Below are 23,230 nucleotides of genomic sequence, written 5' to 3'. Positions count from 1 at the left end.
TGAAAGGCTTTTTTGATGATAGTAGTATTTAAGCGCCTAATCTTTTAACGTTGGGTATTCAATTCCTAATTGCTCTAAATAAGTATCATACTTAGTTTCATCATAATAGTATTTTTCCAGCTCTGATCGAAACTGATCTTGCTTGTCCTTATTTAAATAAATAGGCGGCATATCACTTTCTGATATCATCGGCCGGTATTTGGTTTCTTTTTGCTGTTCATTATTAAAATAATCCCAAGCACCTTCCAACAAATTGGGCTTCAACAAAAAGTCGATAATTGTCATTGCCTCAACTTTTGCCCCTGCCACTACTCCTTTATGCGCTATAGGAGTTGCCATAGTAATTGCATTACTCCAATGATGTCCTTGTAAACCTGGAATATTAGATGGGTACCTCAATGTTACCGTTGGCACTTTCCAAGAGATATCACCTATATCATCTGACCCACCGCTTATTGGCTCTAAGACCGGAAGCCCTAATTCAGCCAACTCAAGGGGCAAACCTTCTATTTTTTCAGAGTTCACTTCTTTCTGCACTGCTTTTGCCAATTGCTGATCGGCTTCAGACCATTCTGGTAATCCTACTTCTTTGATATTGGAATACATGGTTTCCGCAATTACCTTATTGTAATGTCTTGGCCAAGCTGTACCCAAAACCTTAGAAGTCATTGTAGTTCCCGTCATTAACGCTGCACCTTTAGCCATATCGTTGGCCATAGCGTACATTTCCATAATCCCCTCATACTTAATATCCCTAAAATAAAACCATACTGCCGCTTTTGAAGGTACCACGTTAGGTTGGTCGCCAGCATCTGTAAATATAGAATGTGAACGTTTTAAAGGATGTAAATGTTCTCTCTTGTAATTCCAAGCAATATTCATTAATTCAGCAGCATCTAAGGCACTCTTGCCCCTCCATGGTGACCCTGCGGAGTGTGCCGCCTCACCATCAAAAGAATATTCTACAGATATTAATCCCGTACCTCTAGTTGGACCATATGATACACCAAGATTATTACCTACATGGGTAAAAATACACATATCTATATCGTCAAAACGACCATCTCTTACATACCATGCTTTTGCAGCTACAAGTTCTTCCGCAATACCTGGCCAAACTAGTAATGTACCGCCTATATTCTCGCGCTCCATAATTTTTTTAACCGCTAGCGCAGATGTTATATTTAAAGGAATACCAGAATTATGACCTTCCCCATGACCTGGCGCCCCTTCAACTATTGGCTTATGATAAGCAACACCTGGGTATTGTGAGGCTTTTGGTATACAATCCACATCACTACCCAAGGCAATTGTAGGCCCTTCTCCATTACTCCATTTGGCAAACCAAGCAGTGGGTATTCCCGAAATTGAATTCTCTATCTCAAAACCATTTTCCGCTAAAATTCCTGTTAAGTATTTTGAAGATTCCACTTCTTGAAACCCTAGTTCCGAAAAACTAAAAATCTTATCGACCATTACCTGTGCCAGCTTCTTGTTGTCATCAACTAATGCCGCTACTTCGGTTTTTAACTTTTCAATTTGTTTTTTTGATTTTTTCTGCTGTGCATACGTAGCGCTTAAGGAGAATAAACAGCATGCGATTGCCAATAGCGTAGTTTTTTGTTTCATGATGGTTTTTGAATTAGTTGCTAGAAGTTACACAAATTGATGATTACACATGCATAATCATTCAATTTTTGTCTAATTCAAAACCTGGGTAATCTAATTTAAAGCAAAATGAATTTTACATGGCGCTAAAATCCATAATTGAAAACTCCAGAATTATATAATACTACTAAAAAAGTGGCAACTGATGATTTTGAGGAACTTTTGGAGCTTCTTCAACTTCTGGCTCTTTTTTAATTTTAGCATCCTTTTTAACTTCTAAAATTTGTTGTGCCTTAGGCATTTCTTTTATTTCTGGAATTTTTTCGACTTCCACAACTTCAGAGATTACTATAGCATCCGTTATTTGCTTCTGCCCCCAACTTGTCATGACCTCCACAATAGGAAGTAACGATTTACCTAATGCTGTCAATGTATATTCTACACGTGGCGGAATTTCACCGTACAACGTACGATCTAAAATACCTGAACGCTCTAAGGACTTTAACTGCTTACTCAACATTTGGCGATTAATACCTTCTATTTCCGTAAAAAGCTTATTAAATCTATTCGTACCCTTATTTACATGATAGAGAATAATTGGTTTCCACTTACCACCGATCATTTCCATACTATAGTCCAGTGCTTGAGTCTCCTTTTTGTGTTTTGCCATATGTTCTAACCTTTACTAACTCTAAAATACTTCAAAAAAAAATTAATATACTCAAGTCCAATAAACGCACTATTGATTAATTAATGACAATAGTCTAATTTTCATACTTTAAAGTTTTACTTAATCAACAGTATATTTAAGGGTGATAAAGATAAAACAAAATCTTACTTATTTCATTAACAATTACTGTTTAAAACTGTTTAAGATTAGCGTAAATAGTATGTAGTAAAGTCTTAATTTTGTAATTCAAAAATCAATACCAGACACACTACAATGATTCACTTTTTTGGGGAACCTAGCAAAAAGGTTTTTGCGGTACAGACCGCTAAGGAACTTTCATCTGAAGATATAAGTAAACTTATATGGTTGTTCGGCAACCAACCTAAAATAAATGCGGCGTCTCTTGACGCCTTTTTTGTTGGTCCTAGAGCCGCAATGATTACTCCTTGGAGTACCAATGCCACTGAAATTACTCAAAACATGGGCATTTCTGATATTATTAGAATTGAGGAATTTAATGCTGTAGAGGAAAAATATACAGGATTTGACCCTATGATTTCTCAAAAATACAGCACTCTAGATCAAAAGGTGTTTGATGTTCATGTTGAACCGCAACCTATTTTAAATATTGAAGATATTGCTGCTTTCAATCAACAAGAAGGTTTGGCACTTAATGATGAAGAAGTTGATTATTTAGAGAACCTGAGCAAAAAATTAGGTAGAAAACTTACCGATTCTGAAGTATTTGGGTTTAGCCAAGTAAACTCTGAACATTGTAGACATAAAATTTTTAATGGCACTTTTGTTATTGATGGTGAAGAAATGCCTTCTTCATTATTTAAATTGATAAAGAAAACCTCTCAAGAATTTCCTAACGATATTGTATCTGCCTATAAAGACAATGTTGCCTTTGTAAAAGGACCTAAGGTGATGCAGTTTGCTCCAAAAACTGCCGATAAACCAGATTTCTACCTAGAGAAAGAATTTGATTCCGTAATATCCATAAAGGCGGAAACACATAATTTTCCTACTACCGTAGAACCCTTTAACGGTGCCGCAACGGGTGCTGGTGGAGAGATCAGAGACCGTTTAGCCGGTGGCAAAGGTTCTTTACCGCTTGCCGGAACCGCTGTATATATGACCGCTTATTCTCGTTTAGAAAAAGAAAGACCTTGGGAACAAGGTATGCAAGAGAGAGATTGGTTATACCAAACTCCAATGGATATTCTCATAAAAGCTTCTAATGGTGCATCTGATTTTGGAAACAAATTTGGACAACCATTGATTTCCGGATCGGTGCTTACTTTTGAGTATGATGAAGCCTCTACTCCGTTTGAATCATCTGAAAATGAAACTTTTGCAAATGACAACAATCGTAGATTAGGATATGATAAAGTTATTATGCAAGCTGGCGGTATTGGCTATGGTAAAGTAGATCAAGCCATTAAAGCGGCGCCGGAAACCGGCAATAAAATTGTTATTCTAGGTGGTGATAATTACCGAATTGGTATGGGCGGTGCGGCTGTTTCCAGTGCAGATACCGGTGAATTCAGCTCCGCTATTGAATTGAACGCCGTGCAACGTTCTAACCCAGAAATGCAAAAAAGAGCTGCCAATGCCATTAGAGGAATGGTAGAGAGTGATGAAAATACCATTGTTTCCATTCATGATCACGGAGCCGGCGGACACCTTAACTGTCTTTCTGAACTTGTTGAGGAAACAGGTGGCAAAATAGATTTGGACAAGTTACCCGTTGGTGACCCCACCCTATCCGCAAAAGAAATTATCGGTAATGAATCCCAAGAACGTATGGGCCTTGTAATCGGTAAAAAAGATGTTGACCTTTTAAAACGTATTGCTGATCGTGAGCGTTCGCCTATGTATGAAGTGGGCGATGTTACCGGTGATGACCGATTTACTTTTGAGTCCAAAACGAACGGTGCCAAGCCCATGGATTTAGAATTATCGGACATGTTCGGTAGTTCTCCAAAAACAGTAATGACCGACAATACGGTAAAACGTGATTATAAAAATGCGGAGTATTCATTGGAGTATTTCCATGACTATTTGGATGCCGTTCTTCAATTGGAAGCCGTAGCCAGTAAAGATTGGCTTACCAACAAAGTAGACCGTTGTGTGGGAGGACGTGTAGCAAAACAGCAATGTGTAGGCCCATTACAATTGCCATTGAACAATTGTGGAGTAATGGCGTTAGACTTTAAAGGAAAGGAAGGTATTGCCACTAGTATTGGGCACTCCCCCATTTCCGCATTAATAGACCCTGCTGCAGGTAGCAAAAACAGCATTGCGGAATCTTTGACCAACTTGGTTTGGGCACCGCTAAAAGATGGCTTGGCCTCTGTATCACTCTCTGCCAATTGGATGTGGCCTTGCAAAAACGAAGGTGAAGATGCGCGGCTATACAAAGCGGTACAAGCAGTTTCTGATTTCGCTATCGACCTTGGTATCAATGTACCAACAGGAAAGGATTCGCTTTCCATGAAACAAAAATATAAAGATGGTGATGTTATATCTCCTGGTACGGTAGTAATTTCAGCGGCCGGTAACTGTAACGATATCACCAAGGTAGTAGAGCCGGTCTTACAAAAAAATGCAGGTGCAATCTACTATATCAATTTATCTAAAGATAGTTTTAAATTAGGTGGTTCATCTTTTGCCCAAACTAGAAATAGCATTGGTAGCGAAACACCGACCATTACCGATCCTTCATATTTTAAAAATGTTTTCAATACTATTCAATCACTAATAAAAGATGGCAAAATAGTAGCGGGACATGATGTTGCCTCTGGCGGATTAATTACTACACTTTTAGAATTATGTTTTGCCGATATTGAATTAGGAGCAAATCTTGACCTTACAGGCTTAGATGAGGCTGATACCATTAAAGTACTGTTTTCCGAAAACGCAGGTATTGTTTTTCAAGCAAAAGACGATAGCATAGAAGCTATATTAAGGTCTAATAATATTGATGTCAAGAAAATAGGAACTGTTACCAGTGAAGCTACACTTACTGTTAAAAATAACGGTATGGAAATGGGGCTTAACGTTGAAACCTTGCGTGACACTTGGTTTAAAACTTCATATTTATTGGACAATCAGCAAACTGCAAACGGTTTGGCAAAAGACAGGTTTGAAAATTACAAAGTACAACCGTTACAATATACTTTTCCGACTTCAAGTGTATTGACCCTTCCTAACCGTGCCCTCAATGCTAGTGAAAGTAGACCAAAAGCAGCCATTCTCCGTGAAAAAGGAAGCAACTCTGAGCGTGAAATGGCAAATGCAATGTATTTAGCAGGGTTTGATGTAAAAGATGTTCATATGACCGACCTTATTTCTGGTCGTGAAAACCTAGAGGATATTCAGTTCCTAGGAGCCGTTGGCGGTTTCTCTAACTCTGATGTATTAGGAAGTGCCAAAGGATGGGCAGGAGCTATTAAATACAACGAAAAGGCTAACACGGTCATTAAAAACTTCTTTGCAAGACCGGATACACTATCCATAGGTATTTGTAACGGTTGCCAGTTGTTCATGGAGTTAGATTTAATTAACCCGGAGCACGAGACTCATGGTAAAATGACGTATAACGATTCTCATAAGCACGAGAGCAATTTCACCTCTGTAGAAATACAGAAAAATAACTCTGTTATGCTTTCCTCTTTAGAAGGCAGTAAATTGGGTGTTTGGATATCTCATGGCGAAGGTAAATTTGCGTTACCGCTAACAGAAGACAAATATGATATTGTTGCCAAGTACGGTTATGAAGGCTATCCGGCAAATCCTAATGGTAGTGATTTCAATACTGCTATGCTTTGCGATAAAACCGGTAGACACTTGGTAACTATGCCGCACATTGAACGTTCTATTTTTCCATGGAATTGGGCATACTATCCATTAGACAGAAATGACGAAGTTTCACCATGGTTAGAAGCATTTCAAAATGCAAAAAAATGGGTAGACAAACAGAAATAAACCTATTCTTATTATAAAAAGCAAAAGCTGTGCACTCCCATGTCTGGGGTACACAGCTTTTTTTACAACCAAAACGTATTATCTAACCAAAAGCCGTCCACTCCATATCTTCTCATTTGAGTTTTGTAATTTATAAAGGTATAACCCTGGATCTAAATCTTTTCTTTTTACCGTTATCTCATTTTGTCCGGCTATGCTTTCTCCTTCCATATGGTGATTTCCTATTAATCTGCCGCTCAATGTGTAAATATCAAATTGATATGTATCCGCCTTCTCTTCATAAAAGAATAGACTAGAGCTTTCTACCATAGGATTTGGATATACCACAGACTTGTTTAAATCTGAGTCTACAAATTTTTGACCTGGCTCACGATTATGAAAGTCTATATTTTGTAACTCCATGGACTTCTCTTCTGCATATCCATTATTTGCAAGAAGATTGAACGACACTACCTTTAAATCCGAAAAATCCGTACTTGCATCTGCATCATTTTTAAAATCAGTACCGGACAATGTATACGCATCCATTTTACTATCTAAGTTTACAGTAGTTTTATAGATAGCGCCATTACCCTTTATCAATTGTATTTCTAAATTACCAGTTCCTTTTGCCTCAAAACTTACTTTACCATAATCACTTAAATCTACTGCAGTAAACCTTGGGCTCAAAGCACGGTAGGCACCTATATAAGTACTGGTAGTACCTTTTAATTTAATATTTCTTTCTACAGGGTAACCATCACCAACATAAGGTCCATCCGCAGGCAAAACTTCATAGTCCGTTACTACAGTCTCATCTGCCGAATCATCTAACCCCCATGGTGCATCTGCCACGAACAGGTCATCTGGCGTGGTTCCCAAACCAGCACTTATTCTAAAACCAAGATCGAACAAAGTACCCGTTTTAAGAGCAACAGAATCTAGATAACCATCTATATCCGCAGAAACTCCCAATACTTCGGTATTGCTGGTTTCGGTAAGTTTTAACCCTCCTTCCAAGTTTATACTTTCGGAATTATTCTTATTTACAATATTCAACAACACTTCACCATTCTTATAACTTGCAGACTTTACAAATACCGGTGGCGGGGTTGACCCATTATATTGGGTTATTTCCGCATTGACCTCTAATAGGTTTAAAATTTCATCTGCCATTAGCAATAAATCGTCCACGGAATTAGACCAGATTTGAAAATTATAATATGATGTCTCACTGGCGTAGGCGTCAATATTCCAATGCGATTCTATCGTAAATTTATCATCGGCATTTACTCTTGCAGAAAACGTTAATGCAAATTCCAAACTACCGTCCGGTTGTTTAATTATTGACTTTATAAAATCTTTCTCTCTCAATTGTATGTTTGACACCGATAATAATTGCGCCCCAAGAAAACGATCGCAAATAAACTTACTATGTTCATAAACCGCATTATCTGTTTTAATGACCATTAAGGATCCTAAATTTTCAGTACCGTTCAAATAATCAACCGAATAGATATCAGAGGCGTTCGTTAAATCAAGTAAATCTGTAGGTGAAGATTCTATTGTACTAGTTTCACCAACGACACCTAAGGGTACTAAACTGTTTAAAGGAATTTCATTTATGCCGGTTTTAGAACTTAATCCATAATAGGCATTCTTTACCACCTTCTTTGCTGTTTCCTTATTAAAAACATAGTTGGATTTTGCTCTGTTAAAATTTCTTTTACTAATTAAATTTGCCAACCTGTCATTACTTTCCAAACCACCTTTACTGGCACTAGAGGTAGTAACTATTACTGGGCAAGATGCTACACCTGAACAAGAAGGGTCATCACAGTCTACAAGACCGTCACCATCATCGTCAATGCCGTTCATGCAATCTTCTTGTGGAACGGGAGCCGTTGGGCAACGTGCACCATCATTACTAGAAGCTGCAGGACCAAATGCAAATATGTTAGATTTCATATTTCCGCTAACCACATCCTGTACTTGTTCAATTTTATAAACAGAACCTGTTTGGTTGGCAGAAATGTAAAAGTTGCCATCCACATCAAAATAGACCGCTCCAAAAGTATAGCTTAAACCCTCTAAAATAGGTACTTCACCCAAATTGTAGACTTTACCTGTACCTGGATCAATTTTGTATAATTTTCTACTTCCACCCTCTACCGTATATAACATACCATCGGCGGCATTAAAAGCCCAGTCCGCAATACCTAAACTTTGACTTAATTCAAACGCTCCTAAATATTCCAAATAAGTTGGCGAAGCGGGATTGATATCGACCTTAAAATAAGAAGAACCTCCTGCCTTAAAGTAATATATACCATCAGGAGAAATATCACCTACATACTTATTGCCGCTTGGTAATTCTGGAATTGTAAATTGATTAACCGTGTAGTCTTTGCCTATTCTCACAATTGTGCTAGACGGGGTAGAAAGGTATCCCCACAAATAACCATCAGTTGCATTATACCCTACTCCGTTTACGTTGCCCGGAGTAATATCTTCGGCAACTAAATAGGAACTACCAGATGCAAGATCTAGTGCATAAATATCATTATATTGAAATAAATATGCGTTATAATCGCAATTGAACGGTTCTGATTGAGCACTAATACTAAAAGGTAATATAATGCCGGCAATGATTGTTATGAACTTTAAAGAAAATATAGATACGTAGTTTTTTTCCATTATTTCTACAATTTGGGATAATTATTCTTTCTCAAATCTAAAATTAATTTTTAAGGAAATTTCTTACAAATATTTGAGATGTATACATAACACGTTCAATTACAATTTATTGTAGATAAATGGCAAAAATCGATGAATGCCCCCTAATGAGCTCTTATTAAGAATATTGTAATGAGATGCTGATTTATTTAACAATACAATTTTAAAATATGGAGTTCTTTCACTATTTTGCAATTCTTATTAGAAATTAAGTATGCAAAAAGTTACCCGTCTTTTTGACTTTCCATATTATCAGCTTGAAAAGCATGCCTTAAAAGCGGCATTGGTGTCAAAAACAAATGGCGAGTGGATTAAAACATCTACTCAAGAATATATAGATAAAGCAAACACAATTAGTCGAGGGCTTTTACGCCTTGGGGTCAAACCCAATGACAAGATTGCCGTAATATCACTTACCAATAGAACGGAGTGGAATATTATGGATATCGGCATTCTTCAACTTGGTGCACAAAACGTCCCAATCTACCCAACAATATCAGAAGAGGATTATGCTTATGTGCTAAATCATTCAGAAGCAAAATTCTGTTTTGTTTCCTGTGACGAAGTATATGAAAAAGTATCTGCAATTAAAGACCAAGTAAAGAGTTTAGAAAACGTATACTCATTTGATGAGCTTTCTAACTGTGATAACTGGGAAAAAGTCCTTGAATTAGGTGCAGATACATCTAACCAAGTAGAAGTAGAAAGTTTAATGAACGCCGTTTCACCAAACGATCTGGCAACGTTAATTTACACATCTGGTACTACTGGTAGACCTAAAGGCGTTATGCTATCACATAATAATTTGGTAAGTAATGCTATTGAAAGTTCTAAACGTTTTCCTATAGAAGATGGTAAAACTAAGGCATTAAGTTTCTTACCTCTATGCCATGTGTATGAGCGTATGCTAATATACCTTTATCAGTATAGAGGCGTATCTATCTACTATGCAGAGTCGCTTGACAAAATAAGTGACAACTTAAAAGAGACCAGTCCGCATGTTATGACAGCGGTACCACGCCTTTTAGAAAAAGTATACGATAAAATATATGCCAAAGGTACAGAGCTAACCGGTATAAAAAAGAAATTATTCTTTTGGGCGGTAGATATAGGATTAGCGTACGAGCCCTACGGACAAAATGGTTGGTGGTACGAAAAGAAATTATCTATAGCAAGAAAATTAATTTTCAGTAAATGGAAAGAAGGTTTAGGCGGCAACCTTGGCTTAATAGCTTCTGGTAGTGCCGCGCTACAACCACGATTATCAAGAATATTCAATGCTGCGGAATTTGGACTTATGGAAGGCTACGGACTATCCGAAACTTCTCCGGTCATATCAGTTAATGATATGCGCGAAGGCGGATTTAAAATTGGTACCGTAGGAAAACCTATTGGGCAGACCGAAGTCAAAATTGCATCTGACGGTGAAATTTGTATTAAAGGTCCACAAGTAATGATGGGCTATTATAAGGATGAAGAAAAAACCAAAGAAGTCATTGTTGACGGTTATTTCTTAACGGGAGATATTGGTGAACTTGACAGTGAAGGATTCTTAAAAATTACCGATCGTAAAAAGGAAATGTTCAAAACCTCTGGTGGTAAATATGTAGCGCCACAGCTTTTAGAAAATCGTTTTAAGCAATCTAGATTTATTGAACAGATTATGGTGGTCGGTGAAGGTGAAAAAATGCCTGCCGCTTTAATTCAACCAGACTTTGAGTTTTTAAAAGAATGGGCTTCTATACATCATATAAAGGTATCTGACAATGCCAGTCTCATATCCAATGAAAAGGTCTTAAATAGGTACCAACAAGAAATTGATGAAGCAAATGAGAAATTTGCCAAATGGGAGAAAGTGAAACAGTTTAGACTTACACCAGATGCTTGGAGTATGGAAGGCGGACACCTTACCCCTACCATGAAGTTGAAAAGAAAAATTATAAAGGAAAAATATATTGACCTATATAATGATATCTACCAACATTAACAGCTTCAGTTTCATTTAATAGCGTAGATACTTAATACAATAACTATATATAAACGATGGATGGATTATAAAATGGTCCATCCATCGTTTATAAAATAATAGTTGCAGTAAGCAACCAAACAAGGCAAAAGCCTGTTTCTCGATTACTATAAATCTTTATTATTTGCTGTAGTGTTTTTTCGGTTTTTTAGCTTTGAAAAGTATCATTATCAATGATATAAATTCAAGTAGAGAAAATTAGGCATCATAAATTCTTATACAGCAATACCAAACAATTTAATAGCGTGTAAAATATCCAGTTGATTAATAAATGCGCGAATTAAACATACACCGTTATCTTAAAAAAAATATTATCTACAACTTTTATAATACGCAATTTTGTTTGTCCTAAATTTCCTCCGAAATTAGATAACGAACTAATTTTTAGACCATAAAGAGACTCCTTCTCTATTTTGACGATTTCAATTAATAGAAATTTTACATTAATTTATTATGCATGCATAATAAATTTTCTTATATTTGGGAACCAACTAAAGAGTATGAAAGAAGCAACTATAGATTATGCGTTGAGAGCTACATGGCAAGCGGTAGCGAGAATGTATAATGAAGAAGCAAAGAATTTTGATTCTACTATGGCTGTTGGGTTTACTTTATTGAGCATTGACCCAAAGACCGGAACTCCTTCCACGGCATTAGGACCAAAAATGGGCATGGAAGCTACTAGCCTTTCTAGAATTTTAAAAAGCATGGAGCAGAAAGGATTGATTCTTAGGAAACCCAACCCTAACGATGGTAGAGGTGTTCTTATATATTTAACGGATTTTGGTTTAGAAAAAAGAAATGATTCTAAAAGCACTGTTCTTAGATTTAATGAAGCGGTAAAACAAGAAGTTACAGAAGAAAAATTGGAAAGTTTTTTTGAGGTTACGGATGCCATCAACAAGCTCATTGCAGACAAAAAATTATTTTAATACAACTTATCAAATTAATACAGCATAAAGTACATGAACAAGCACATTAAAAAAGTAGCAGTAATTGGCTCAGGAATAATGGGTAGCGGTATAGCCTGTCATTTTGCAAATATTGGCGTAGAGGTTCTATTGTTAGATATTGTTCCTCGTGAACTAAATGATAAAGAAAAAGCTAAAGGTTTAACCTTAGAAGACAAGGTAGTACGCAATAGAATGGTGAACGATTCTTTGACGGCAGCGTTGAAATCAAAACCATCTCCTATTTATCATCAGAAATTTGCAAATCGTATTACCACAGGAAACTTAGAAGATGATATTGCAAAAGTATCTAAGGTAGATTGGATTATTGAGGTTGTCGTTGAACGTTTGGATATTAAAAAACAGGTTTTCGAGAACTTAGAAAAATATCGTACACCTGGGACCCTTATTACTTCAAATACCTCTGGTATTCCTATTAAATTTATGTCTGAAGGTAGAAGTGAAGATTTCCAGAAACATTTCTGTGGTACACACTTTTTTAACCCGGCACGTTACCTTAAACTTTTTGAAATAATTCCTGGTCCAAAAACAGATGCAAATGTACTTGAGTTTTTAAACGGATACGGTGAAAAGTTCTTAGGTAAAACTTCTGTTGTAGCTAAAGATACTCCGGCATTCATTGGTAATAGAATTGGAATATTCAGTATTCAGAGTCTTTTTCATATGGTTAAAGATATGGATATGACCGTTGAAGAAGTAGATAAATTGACAGGTCCTGTTATTGGCAGACCAAAATCCGCTACATTCAGAACTGTTGATGTTGTTGGTTTAGATACATTGGTGCACGTTGCCAATGGTATTTATGATAACTGTAAGGATGACGAACGTCACGATCTGTTTAAACTACCTGGTTTCATCAATACAATGATGGAAAACAAATGGTTGGGAAGTAAAACAGGACAAGGTTTCTATAAAAAATCTAAAGACGCAAAAGGTAAAACAGAAATATTAACACTTGATTTGGATACGATGGATTATCGTTCTAAAAAGAGTGCGAAATTTGCCACTTTAGAATTGACAAAAACGGTTGATAAAGTTGTTGATCGCTTTGCTGTACTTTGTGGAGGAAAAGATAAAGCAGGTGAATTCTACCGTAAAAGTTTTGGGCAGTTGTTCGCTTACGTATCACATAGAATACCTGAAATCACAGACGAGCTTTACAAGATAGATGATGCCATGAAAGCTGGGTTTGGTTGGGAACATGGTCCTTTCCAAATTTGGGACGCCGTTGGTTTAGAAAAGGGACTTGAATTCATCAAAGCAGAAGGCTTAGAAGCTGCTGCTTGGGTTCAAGATATGAAGGATGCCGGTAAAGATTCGTTCTATACCGTAAAAGAAGGCAGTACTTATTTTTATGATATACCGAAAAAATCCATGGAAAAAATTCCTGGACAAGATTCATTTATCATATTGGATAATATTAGAAAATCTAAAGAAGTATTTAAAAATGCCGGTGTTGTTGTTGAAGATTTGGGCGATGGTATTTTGAATGTAGAATTCCAATCTAAAATGAATACCATTGGCGGTGATGTTCTAAACGGTCTTAACAAGGCTATAGACATGGCCGAAAAAGATTACAGAGGTTTGGTTGTTGGTAACCAAGCTGCTAACTTCTCTGTAGGTGCAAATATTGGTATGATATTTATGATGGCCGTTGAGCAAGAATATGATGAGCTTAACATGGCTATTAAATATTTCCAAGATACCATGATGCGTATGCGTTACTCTTCTATCCCTACAATCTCTGCCCCACATGGTATGGCATTGGGTGGTGGATGTGAAATTTCTTTACACGCTGACAAGGTTGTTGCAGCGGCAGAAACCTATATGGGCCTTGTTGAATTTGGTGTTGGTGTTCTTCCTGGTGGAGGTGGCTCCAAAGAAATGGCCTTACGTGCACAAGATACTTTCAAGAAAGGTGATGTTGAATTAAACGTTCTACAAGAATATTTCTTGACCATTGGTATGGCCAAAGTATCTACTTCTGCTTATGAAGCTTATGATTTAGGTTTACTACAAAAAGGCAAAGATGTTGTTGTTGTAAATAAAGACCGCCAAATAGCAACTGCAAAAGCACATGCTATGTTAATGGCAGATTCCGGTTATACACAACCAGCAGCACGTAACGACATAAAAGTATTGGGTAAACAAGCTTTAGGTATGTTCGTTGTTGGTACTGATTCTATGGAGGCTAGCCACTATATTAGTGAACACGACAAGAAAATTGCAAATAAACTTGCTTATGTAATGGCAGGTGGTGATTTATCGGAACCTACTCGAGTATCGGAACAATATTTATTGGATATTGAACGTGAGGCATTCTTATCTCTATGTACGGAGAGAAAGACCCTTGAACGTATTCAACATATGTTGAAAACGGGTAAGCCGTTACGTAACTAAAATTTCGTAGCTGTTAGCCTATAGTATTACCTATGGGTTTATTTTAAAACAACAATTAAATGCTAATAGCTAAAAGCTAATAGCCAAAAGCATAAAAAATGAAAACTGCATATATAGTAAAAGGATATAGAACTGCTGTTGGAAAAGCTCCAAAAGGTGTTTTCCGTTTTAAGCGTACAGATGAATTGGCTGCCGAGACCATTGAGTATATGATGAAGGAATTGCCACAATTCGATAATAAACGTATTGATGATGTTATCGTTGGTAACGCAATGCCAGAAGGTTCTCAAGGTCTGAACATGGCAAGGCTAATTTCTTTAATGGGATTGGATATTGTTGATGTACCAGGTGTAACCGTAAATAGATTCTGTGCTTCGGGCTTAGAGACTATTGGTGTTGCCGCAGCTAAGATTCAGGCCGGAATGGCAGATTGCATCATTGCCGGAGGCGCAGAAAGTATGAGTTCTGTTCCTATGACAGGTAACAAACCGGAACTAAACTATGACTTGGCAAGTTCTGGTCATGAAGATTACTACTGGGGCATGGGTAATACCGCAGAAGCTGTAGCTAATGAGTACAAGGTTTCAAGAGAAGACCAAGATAACTTTGCCTACAACTCACACATGAAAGCATTAAAAGCGCAAGCTGAAGACCGTTTTCAAAGTCAGATAGCCCCAATAGAAGTAGAAGAAACATACTTGGACGCTAACGGGAAAAAAGCACATCGCAAATATACGGTAACCAAAGATGAAGGACCTAGAAAAGGTACTTCGGTAGAAGTTTTAAACAAACTTCGTCCCGTATTTGCTGCAGGTGGTAGTGTTACCGCGGGAAATTCATCTCAAATGAGTGATGGTGCAGCGTTCGTTTTAATCATGAGCGAAGAAATGGTGAAAGAATTAAATCTTGAGCCTATTGCTCGTTTAGTCAATTATGCTGCTGCAGGTGTACCGCCTAGAATTATGGGTATTGGTCCTATTGCCGCTATTCCAAAAGCATTGAAGCAGGCGGGATTAAAACAGAACGATATTGATTTGATAGAATTGAACGAAGCATTTGCTTCACAATCATTAGCGGTTATGCGTGAATTAAATCTGAATCAAGATATTGTCAACGTAAATGGTGGTGCTATTGCGCTTGGTCATCCATTAGGTTGTACCGGTGCTAAATTATCCGTACAGTTATTTGATGAAATGCGTAAAAGAAATATGCAGGGCAAATATGGTATGGTAACCATGTGCGTAGGTACAGGTCAAGGTGCGGCAGGTATATTTGAATTTTTAAATTAACAACTTTTATCAATTACTATTAGTGTATTTATAGAATACATAATACTAATTATTTTATACTAAATACTATTAACAACATGAGTACAGATACAGCAAAAAAAGATCTTCTTAGAGGAGGACAGTTCCTTGTAAAGGAAACTAATTGTGAAGACGTTTTCACACTTGAAGATTTGAACGAAGAGCAACGCATGATGCGTGAGAGTACCAAAGAATTTGTTGACAGAGAACTTTGGGCACATTGGGAGCGTTTTGAAAATAAAGATTATGCTTTCACTGAAGAAACTATGCGTAAAGCAGGTGAGTTAGGGTTATTGAGTGTTGCTGTACCAGAATCATATGGTGGTATGGGCATGGGCTTTGTTTCTACTATGTTGGTATGTGATTATATTTCTGGGGCTACTGGATCCTTCAGTACTGCTTTTGGAGCGCATACGGGTATTGGTACAATGCCAATTACCCTTTATGGATCAGAAGAGCAAAAACAAAAATATGTTCCAAAATTAGCTTCAGGAGAGTGGTTTGGCGCATATTGCCTTACCGAACCAGGTGCTGGTTCTGATGCAAACTCAGGAAAAACGAAAGCTGTTCTTTCTGAAGATGGTAAATCTTACAGCATTACAGGTCAGAAAATGTGGATTTCAAACGCAGGTTTCTGTAATATGTTTATCGTATTTGCACGTATTGAAGATGATAAAAATATTACTGGTTTTATCGTTGAAAATGACCCTAGTAACGGAATCACTTTAGGTGACGAGGAAAAGAAATTAGGTATCCACTCCTCTTCTACCCGTCAGGTATTCTTCAATGAAACAAAAGTTTCCGTTGAGAATATGCTTTCTACTAGAGGAAACGGATTTAAGATTGCAATGAACGCTTTAAATGTGGGGCGTATTAAATTGGCTGCTGCTTGTTTAGATGCACAAAGAAGAGTTATTGGTGAAGCTACTAAATATGCTAACGAGCGTATTCAGTTCAAAACTCCTATTATGAACTTTGGCGCCATTAAGTCTAAGATTGCGGATATGGCTACCAGTGTTTATGTAGATGAGTCTGCCAGTTATAGAGCTGCCAAGAATATTGAAGACCGTATTGCTATTCGTGAAGCTGAAGGTAATACACACCAAGAAGCTGAACTAAAAGGTGTTGAAGAATATGCAATTGAATGTTCTATTCTTAAAGTAGCCGTTTCTGAAGATTGCCAAAATACTACTGACGAAGGAATCCAAATTTTTGGTGGTATGGGCTTTAGTGCCGATACTCCTATGGAATCTGCTTGGAGAGATTCAAGAATTGCACGTATTTATGAAGGTACTAACGAAATCAATAGAATGTTGGCCGTTGGTATGCTTGTTAAAAAAGCCATGAAAGGCCATGTAGATCTTTTAGGTCCTGCTACGGCGGTTGGTGAAGAGTTAATGGGTATTCCTTCTTTTGATACTCCTGATTTTTCAGAATTATTTGCCGAAGAAAAAGATATCTTAAAGAGATTAAAAAAAGTATTTTTAATGGTTGCCGGTTCTGCCGTTCAAAAATTTGGACCAGAATTAGAAAAACACCAGCAGTTAATGTTGGCGGCATCTGATATTCTTATTGAGGTATATATGGCAGAATCTGCTTTATTACGTACAGAGAAAAATGCAAAACGTTTTGGCGAGGAAGCTCAAGCTACACAAATAGCCATGTCTAGATTATATTTGTTCAATGCAACTGAAACCATCATCAATAAAGGAAAAGAAGCTATTATTTCTTTTGCCGAGGGCGATGAGCAAAGAATGATGTTAATGGGACTTAAACGTTTCACGAAATATACAAATTACCCGAATGTAGTTGCTTTACGCACACAAATTGCCGATAAGGTTGCTGCAGACAACGGTTACACGTTTGACTAATTCAGATTACCTTTTGTTGTTTGGTAACTTGAATACTAAACCGTCCCGAATGGGGCGGTTTTTTTTGTTTGGTAAAGATTCATTTTGAAACTATTTTTAAACCATGAACAAGAAATTACTAGAACAGGTTTATAACACTTCAGACTTTAATACGAATGGGCATCAATTAATTGATCAACTTACTTTGCATTTAAAGGATAAGCTTAATGAAACTTCCAAAAAAGCTATAAATTGGACCAATCCTGATGATGAACTTGAATTTTGGAGAAATTTTCTGATTAATGGGGATAGTAACAACTTGTTCAAAGAAATTACCAATAGAACCACATATATTCACCATCCACATTATATAGGTCACCAAGTAAGTCCGCCAGCACCAATAACCGCATTAACGAGTTTAATCAGCGCTTTGCTAAATAATGGTACAGCGGTTTACGAAATGGGCATGTCCTCAAATGCAATAGAGCGTATTATCATAGAACTTATATGCCAGAAAATTGGCTTCAATGATTTATCGGGAGGATTTTTAACTTCTGGAGGAACCTTGGCCAACCTAACTGCATTATTAAGCGCCAGAAAAGCCATTACAAAACAAGATATATGGAATGACGGCAGCCAAAATCAATTAGGAATTATGGTAAGCGAAGAAGCACATTATTGTGTTGATCGTGCGGCTAGAATCATGGGATTGGGCAACCAAGGCATAATTAAAGTACCTGTTACAGAAGGATTTAGCATGAATACCGATATTCTAGCGGTCAAATTTAAAGAAGCTGTTGACCAAGGTATAGAAATATTTGCTATTGTAGGTAGTGCACCCTCTACGGCAACCGGTATTTTTGATGACTTGGAAACCATTGGGAAATTTGCAAAAGAACGAAACATTTGGTTTCATGTTGACGGAGCCCATGGTGGTGCGGGGATATTTTCTAAAAAATACAAACATACCCTCAAAGGTATTGACCAAGCGGATTCGGTTGTTATAGATGGCCATAAAATGATGATGATGCCGGCGTTGACCACCGCCCTACTCTTTAAAAATGAAGTCCATGCAAAAACCACTTTTAGTCAAAAAGCCGATTATTTGCTATCGGACTCTGAACATGAAGATTGGTATAACTCTGGCAAACGTACCTTTGAATGCACCAAAAATATGATGGCCATACATTGGTTTACGCTTTTAAAATTATACGGGGAAGAAATCTTTGACATCAATGTTACCCATCTGTACGACATGGGTGTACAATTTGCAAACATAATAGAGCAAGAAACCAATTTTGAATTGGCGCTAAGACCAATGTCCAATATTGTATGTTTTAGATATTGTGCTCCAGATTCGGATATTGAAAGCTTAAACATTCTAAATGAAAAAATTCGCCAATTTCTACTAGAAGATGGCGAATTTTATATTGTACAGACTAAGCTGAAAGGACTACATTATTTACGAGTTACAATCATGAATCCGTTCACTACAGAGCAACATTTAAAAGCCCTTATCGCTAAAATTAAAGCGTATGTTACTGGCTGATTATTCTCTTAAAGATTCCATCATTTGATCCTCACTCTCTTTTTTAGAGAAGTTGATAGCACACTCTATAAGTGCCAAATGTGAATAGGCCTGTGGGAAATTACCCAACAATCTTTTTGTCTTAAAATCAATATCTTCACTAAAGAGACCTAAATGATTACTATAACCTAGTAATCGCTCAAAATATTCAAGTGCCTTTTTGCGCTCCCCTATTTTAAACAGGCTATTTATATACCAGAATGTGCATACGGTAAACGATGATGATGGTAGACCAAAGTCATCTTCGTTCTTATATCGGTATAACAATCCGTCATTGCTTAATTCTTTTCCAATAGCGTTAACGGTTTTTATGTAGCGCTCATCTTTGGCTTTCACACAACCATAAGATTCCATCAATAATACAGAGGCATCTAGCTCTTTAGAACCGTACGATTGCGTGTAAGCCCCTACTTCTTCGTTCCATGCATTATCATAGATATCTTTCCAGATTTCAGCTCTAATAGGCTCCCATTTTTCAATTTTATGCTTTTTACCTAACATCTCTGCAACCTTAATGGCACGATCTAAGGCTGTCCAACATAATACTTTCGAGAAGGTAAAATGTCTATCTTCTGCACGGAATTCCCAAATACCTTTATCGGCATCCTTCCAATTATTGCTAACGATCCAAACGATTCCTTTCGTTATCGCCCATAAATCTTCACCATTTTCAATATCAATGCTGAATTTTACCATCTGCTCATATATCACATCCATCAGAATACCATAAATATCATTCTGTTTTTGGTGATATGCCGCATTACCGATACGTACAGGTTTTGAGCCTTTGTAACCTGCCAAATGCTCCAATGTTTCTTCGGTTAATTTTTTCTCCTTATTAATACCGTACATGATCTGTAGCTTTTCTGCTTTATCTGGTATTAAATCAATAATGAATTGCAAATAGCGTCGAGCGACATTCTTATGACCCAATTCTGATACTACCTTAATTACCATAGAGGCATCACGGATCCAACAAAAGCGATAATCCCAATTACGTACCTCTCCTATAGTTTCCGGCAATGAAGTTGTTGCCGCTGCTAGTACGGCACCGGTCTTATCATAGCTTAAGAGCTTTAAGGTCAGTGCACTTCTAGAAATTTCTTCGTTGAATTTTTTGTAGGTAGGTGTTAAATTAGACCAGTTTAACCAATATACCTTTGTATTTTGCAATTCTAAATACGCTCTTTCCGTGGTTGGCAATAACAATTTCTCGTTGTAGCCCATTAACATAAACTCATCTTGTGTTAACGTGAGCTCTGCGCTGTTTGCTACAGATTCTTTATTGAAAGAGGTATATAAAAAGACAGTATCGAACTTTACATCGTGCGTAAGACTTGCTATAAAGTCTTTTTTGATAAAGGTATCGGTGGTACCCATTGCATACTCTAACTTAGGGTCATATAATACCGAAAAACTAGGTTTACCGGAGATATGCTTAAAATACCGTATCAATTCTGGAGGAGAATGATACTTTTTCTCCTCTTTACGATATCTGGGCATAAAATCATGAATCTCAAAATGGTCATTGCCAGATTTAAAGGAAGTAATTAAAATATTGGTATACTGCTCGTACTTCTGTGAAATTTCATAACTATCATCTACATTGATTTCAAAACTTCCTCCAATAGAGTCATCCAATAATTTGGCAAATACTGACGGACTATCAAATTCTGGCAAACAACACCAGTCTATACTTCCTGTCTTTGATATTAATGCGGCACTTCTACAATTTCCTATTATTCCGTAGTCTAAATTATCCATTCAATAAAAATGTTGATTCATATGAGGTTTCAATTGGTATTGCCCTCCTTTTTCCCGAAATTTAGAGAAATAATTATCAAAAAGTAGCAAAAAAATCTCTTTTATGGCGAAAACTATCATTATCTCAAATAGACTACCTGTACAATTACAAATTAGCAATGGCGACATTACTGCGGTACCAAGTGTAGGCGGATTGGCTACTGGAATGAAATCTGTACACTCTGGCGGTGATAGCTTGTGGATAGGTTGGAGCGGATTAACTGACGAACAAATACCTGAAGAGTTGATACCAAAAATTGATAGTGCACTTGCAGAACATGGTTCTTCAAAAGTAAACTTGACAGAAAAAGAGGTTGACGGATTTTACTACGGATTTAGCAATAGAACCGTTTGGCCACTTTTCCACTACTTTTTGGAATACTCTGAGTTTGAATTGGAGAGCTGGGAAATTTATAAAGCGGTGAACCAGAAATTTGCCGATGCCATTCTTGCCAAAGCGGATAATGAAGATACAATTTGGATTCATGACTACCAGCTGATGTTAGTACCACAAATGGTACGCGCAGAAAGACCTGATATTTCTATTGGCTTCTTTTTACACATTCCCTTTCCTTCATATGAAATCTTTAGAACACTACCATGGAGACGTGAGGTATTGCAAGGTTTGTTAGGTTCAGATTTAATTGGTTTTCATACCTATGACTATGAGCGTCACTTTTTAAGCTCTGTACGCAGACTGTTGGGCTTAGAAGTAAGTTTTAATGACATCTATTTAGATGATAGGGTGATTAAAGTTGACTCCTTCCCTATGGGAATTGATTATAAAAAATTCAGCGAAGCTGCAAAAGAACATTCTCAGCGGACCGAGGATGAAAAATCTGAATTACAGAAACGACTGGATACCCATAAAAAATCTGCACCAGATGCCAAATTCTTCTTATCTATTGACCGTTTAGATTACACCAAGGGTATTGCAAAACGCCTGAATGCCTTTGAATATTTCCTAAACAAATACCCACAATATAAAGAGAAAGTAAGACTGATAATTCTAGCTGTACCGTCACGCTCTAATGTACCGCAGTACCAATTGCTAAAACGTGAAGTTGACGAGTTGGTAGGTCGTATTAACGGAGAACTTTCAACCGTAAGCTGGACACCTATCTGGTATTTCTACAGATCAATGCCTTTTGATAATTTAATTGACCTTTACACTTCTTCAGATATTGCATGGTTAACTCCCATTAGAGATGGTATGAACTTGGTTGCAAAGGAATACATTGCTACCAGAACGGATAAAACGGGTGTATTGATCTTAAGCGAAATGGCCGGCTCTGCTAATGAGATGAACGAGTCCTTGCTTATAAATCCCAACAACTTTGAACAAATAGCAGATTCTTTATACGAGGCTATCAACATGCCAAAAGAAGAACAGATTTCTAGAAATACGTCATTACAAAAACGATTAGAGCGTTACAATGTAGAAAAATGGGCGAACGACTTTATGAATTCATTAGTAGGCCAAAAAGAAAAAGACCAAACGTATAAATCGAAAAAATTATCCGAAAATCTCATGAATACCGTGATGGATGATTATAGCAAAGCCAAGAGAAGATTGGTGTTCTTGGACTATGATGGTACATTGGCAGGCTTTCATTCAGATCCACAAAAAGCTTCACCGGACGAGGAGCTATACCAACTTTTAGACGAGATTTCTTCTCAGCCAAATACGGATATGTATTTGATCAGTGGGCGTGACAAAGAAACATTTACCAAATGGTTCTTACCCAAAAAATACAATATGATTGTTGAACATGGCGTATGGATCTCACAAGGTGGCGAAGAGTTTAGAATGTTAGAGACCGTAAAGAAAGACTGGATGGAAAAAATTCTACCCGTATTGGAATCTTTTGTAGACCGCACACCAGGTAGCTTTATTGAAGAGAAAAATTACTCTTTGGCATGGCATTACAGAAAAACCGATCCAGATTTTGGTCAAAAACGTTCTGTTGAATTGAATACAGTACTTACCAGTCTTATTGCCAATGATGACCTTAGTGTCTTAAACGGTAATAAGGTTATGGAAATAAAAAGTAGCAATGTAAACAAAGGTAGGGCATCTATGCGCGTGTACACGGAAAACGAGTACGATTTTGTTTTCGCTATTGGTGATGACTGGACAGATGAGTTTATGTTTCAAGAGCTGCCCCAAGATGCTATTACAGTTAAGGTTGGCAGACAAAAAACTCAAGCAAGGTACTTTGTTGATAACACAAAAAATGTTCGTGCAATTTTAAAAAGATTTGCCAACAAAAAATAATGTTATCCACTTACTTATTAC

The 23,230-nt window shown here is 37.0% G+C and carries 12 protein-coding genes; 8 read left to right on the top strand and 4 right to left on the bottom strand.

The window, feature by feature from the left end:
- Window positions 1-36: 36 nt before the first annotated feature.
- Complete coding sequence (locus PXC01_RS10215) at window positions 37-1,629, bottom strand: zinc-binding metallopeptidase family protein (protein ID WP_276472201.1); 1,593 nt, start codon at window positions 1,627-1,629, stop codon at window positions 37-39.
- A 166-nt stretch (window positions 1,630-1,795) separates the two neighbouring features.
- Window positions 1,796-2,278 carry a winged helix-turn-helix transcriptional regulator gene (locus tag PXC01_RS10210; protein WP_276472200.1) on the bottom strand — a complete coding sequence of 161 codons (483 nt, stop codon included), beginning with the start codon at window positions 2,276-2,278 and terminating at the stop codon, window positions 1,796-1,798.
- Between the two features lie 273 nt (window positions 2,279-2,551).
- Between PXC01_RS10210 and purL the strand changes: the two genes are divergently transcribed.
- Window positions 2,552-6,271 (top strand): phosphoribosylformylglycinamidine synthase, encoded by a 3,720-nt coding sequence (gene purL, locus PXC01_RS10205; RefSeq protein WP_276472199.1) that lies wholly within the window; start codon window positions 2,552-2,554, stop codon window positions 6,269-6,271.
- A gap of 78 nt (window positions 6,272-6,349) precedes the next feature.
- Here the strand turns inward: purL and PXC01_RS10200 are convergent, their stop codons facing one another.
- Window positions 6,350-8,947 (bottom strand): T9SS type A sorting domain-containing protein, encoded by a 2,598-nt coding sequence (locus PXC01_RS10200; protein ID WP_276472198.1) that lies wholly within the window; start codon window positions 8,945-8,947, stop codon window positions 6,350-6,352.
- Between the two features lie 253 nt (window positions 8,948-9,200).
- Between PXC01_RS10200 and PXC01_RS10195 the strand changes: the two genes are divergently transcribed.
- The 6 genes from PXC01_RS10195 to PXC01_RS10170 all read left to right on the top strand — a co-directional run bounded on the left by PXC01_RS10195 (window position 9,201) and on the right by PXC01_RS10170 (window position 19,089).
- The gene (locus PXC01_RS10195) at window positions 9,201-10,973 is read left to right on the top strand and encodes an AMP-dependent synthetase/ligase (RefSeq protein ID WP_276472197.1); all 1,773 of its coding nucleotides are present in this window, start codon (window positions 9,201-9,203) and stop codon (window positions 10,971-10,973) included.
- 539 nt (window positions 10,974-11,512) lie between these two features.
- Window positions 11,513-11,944: a MarR family winged helix-turn-helix transcriptional regulator gene (locus PXC01_RS10190; RefSeq protein WP_276472196.1), complete on the top strand. Its 432-nt coding sequence runs from the start codon at window positions 11,513-11,515 to the stop codon at window positions 11,942-11,944.
- Window positions 11,945-11,977: 33 nt separating this feature from the next.
- Entirely contained in the window at window positions 11,978-14,383 is a 2,406-nt protein-coding gene (locus tag PXC01_RS10185; protein WP_276472195.1) for a 3-hydroxyacyl-CoA dehydrogenase/enoyl-CoA hydratase family protein, read from the top strand.
- 98 nt (window positions 14,384-14,481) lie between these two features.
- On the top strand, window positions 14,482-15,672 hold the full coding sequence (locus PXC01_RS10180; RefSeq protein WP_276472194.1) for an acetyl-CoA C-acyltransferase: 1,191 nt from the start codon (window positions 14,482-14,484) through the stop codon (window positions 15,670-15,672).
- Between the two features lie 77 nt (window positions 15,673-15,749).
- Complete coding sequence (locus PXC01_RS10175; protein WP_276472193.1) at window positions 15,750-17,561, top strand: acyl-CoA dehydrogenase family protein; 1,812 nt, start codon at window positions 15,750-15,752, stop codon at window positions 17,559-17,561.
- A 103-nt stretch (window positions 17,562-17,664) separates the two neighbouring features.
- On the top strand, window positions 17,665-19,089 hold the full coding sequence (locus PXC01_RS10170; protein ID WP_276472192.1) for a pyridoxal phosphate-dependent decarboxylase family protein: 1,425 nt from the start codon (window positions 17,665-17,667) through the stop codon (window positions 19,087-19,089).
- On the opposite strand, the gene PXC01_RS10165 is transcribed toward PXC01_RS10170, so the two are convergent.
- Window positions 19,090-20,892, bottom strand: a complete 1,803-nt coding sequence (locus tag PXC01_RS10165) for a glycoside hydrolase family 15 protein (RefSeq protein ID WP_276472191.1) — start codon at window positions 20,890-20,892, stop codon at window positions 19,090-19,092.
- A 103-nt stretch (window positions 20,893-20,995) separates the two neighbouring features.
- Between PXC01_RS10165 and PXC01_RS10160 the strand changes: the two genes are divergently transcribed.
- Window positions 20,996-23,209: a bifunctional alpha,alpha-trehalose-phosphate synthase (UDP-forming)/trehalose-phosphatase gene (locus PXC01_RS10160; protein ID WP_276472190.1), complete on the top strand. Its 2,214-nt coding sequence runs from the start codon at window positions 20,996-20,998 to the stop codon at window positions 23,207-23,209.
- Window positions 23,210-23,230: the final 21 nt, after the last annotated feature.

It is taken from the genome of Maribacter huludaoensis (assembly GCF_029350945.1).
Lineage (GTDB): Bacteria > Bacteroidota > Bacteroidia > Flavobacteriales > Flavobacteriaceae > Maribacter > Maribacter huludaoensis.
Note: the sequence above shows the minus strand (reverse complement) of the source record. Positions and strands in the feature narration are given on the sequence as shown.

Bases quoted from the DNA above. Each gene is read 5' to 3' on its own strand.
- PXC01_RS10195 (WP_276472197.1), top strand. From the start codon at position 9,201: ATGCAAAAAGTTACCCGTCTTTTTGACTTTCCATATTATCAGCTTGAA.
- PXC01_RS10215 (WP_276472201.1), bottom strand. From the start codon at position 1,629: ATGAAACAAAAAACTACGCTATTGGCAATCGCATGCTGTTTATTCTCC.
- PXC01_RS10160 (WP_276472190.1), top strand. From the start codon at position 20,996: ATGGCGAAAACTATCATTATCTCAAATAGACTACCTGTACAATTACAA.
- PXC01_RS10210 (WP_276472200.1), bottom strand. From the start codon at position 2,278: ATGGCAAAACACAAAAAGGAGACTCAAGCACTGGACTATAGTATGGAA.
- purL (WP_276472199.1), top strand. From the start codon at position 2,552: ATGATTCACTTTTTTGGGGAACCTAGCAAAAAGGTTTTTGCGGTACAG.
- PXC01_RS10175 (WP_276472193.1), top strand. From the start codon at position 15,750: ATGAGTACAGATACAGCAAAAAAAGATCTTCTTAGAGGAGGACAGTTC.
- PXC01_RS10165 (WP_276472191.1), bottom strand. From the start codon at position 20,892: ATGGATAATTTAGACTACGGAATAATAGGAAATTGTAGAAGTGCCGCA.
- PXC01_RS10185 (WP_276472195.1), top strand. From the start codon at position 11,978: ATGAACAAGCACATTAAAAAAGTAGCAGTAATTGGCTCAGGAATAATG.
- PXC01_RS10170 (WP_276472192.1), top strand. From the start codon at position 17,665: ATGAACAAGAAATTACTAGAACAGGTTTATAACACTTCAGACTTTAAT.
- PXC01_RS10200 (WP_276472198.1), bottom strand. From the start codon at position 8,947: ATGGAAAAAAACTACGTATCTATATTTTCTTTAAAGTTCATAACAATC.
- PXC01_RS10180 (WP_276472194.1), top strand. From the start codon at position 14,482: ATGAAAACTGCATATATAGTAAAAGGATATAGAACTGCTGTTGGAAAA.
- PXC01_RS10190 (WP_276472196.1), top strand. From the start codon at position 11,513: ATGAAAGAAGCAACTATAGATTATGCGTTGAGAGCTACATGGCAAGCG.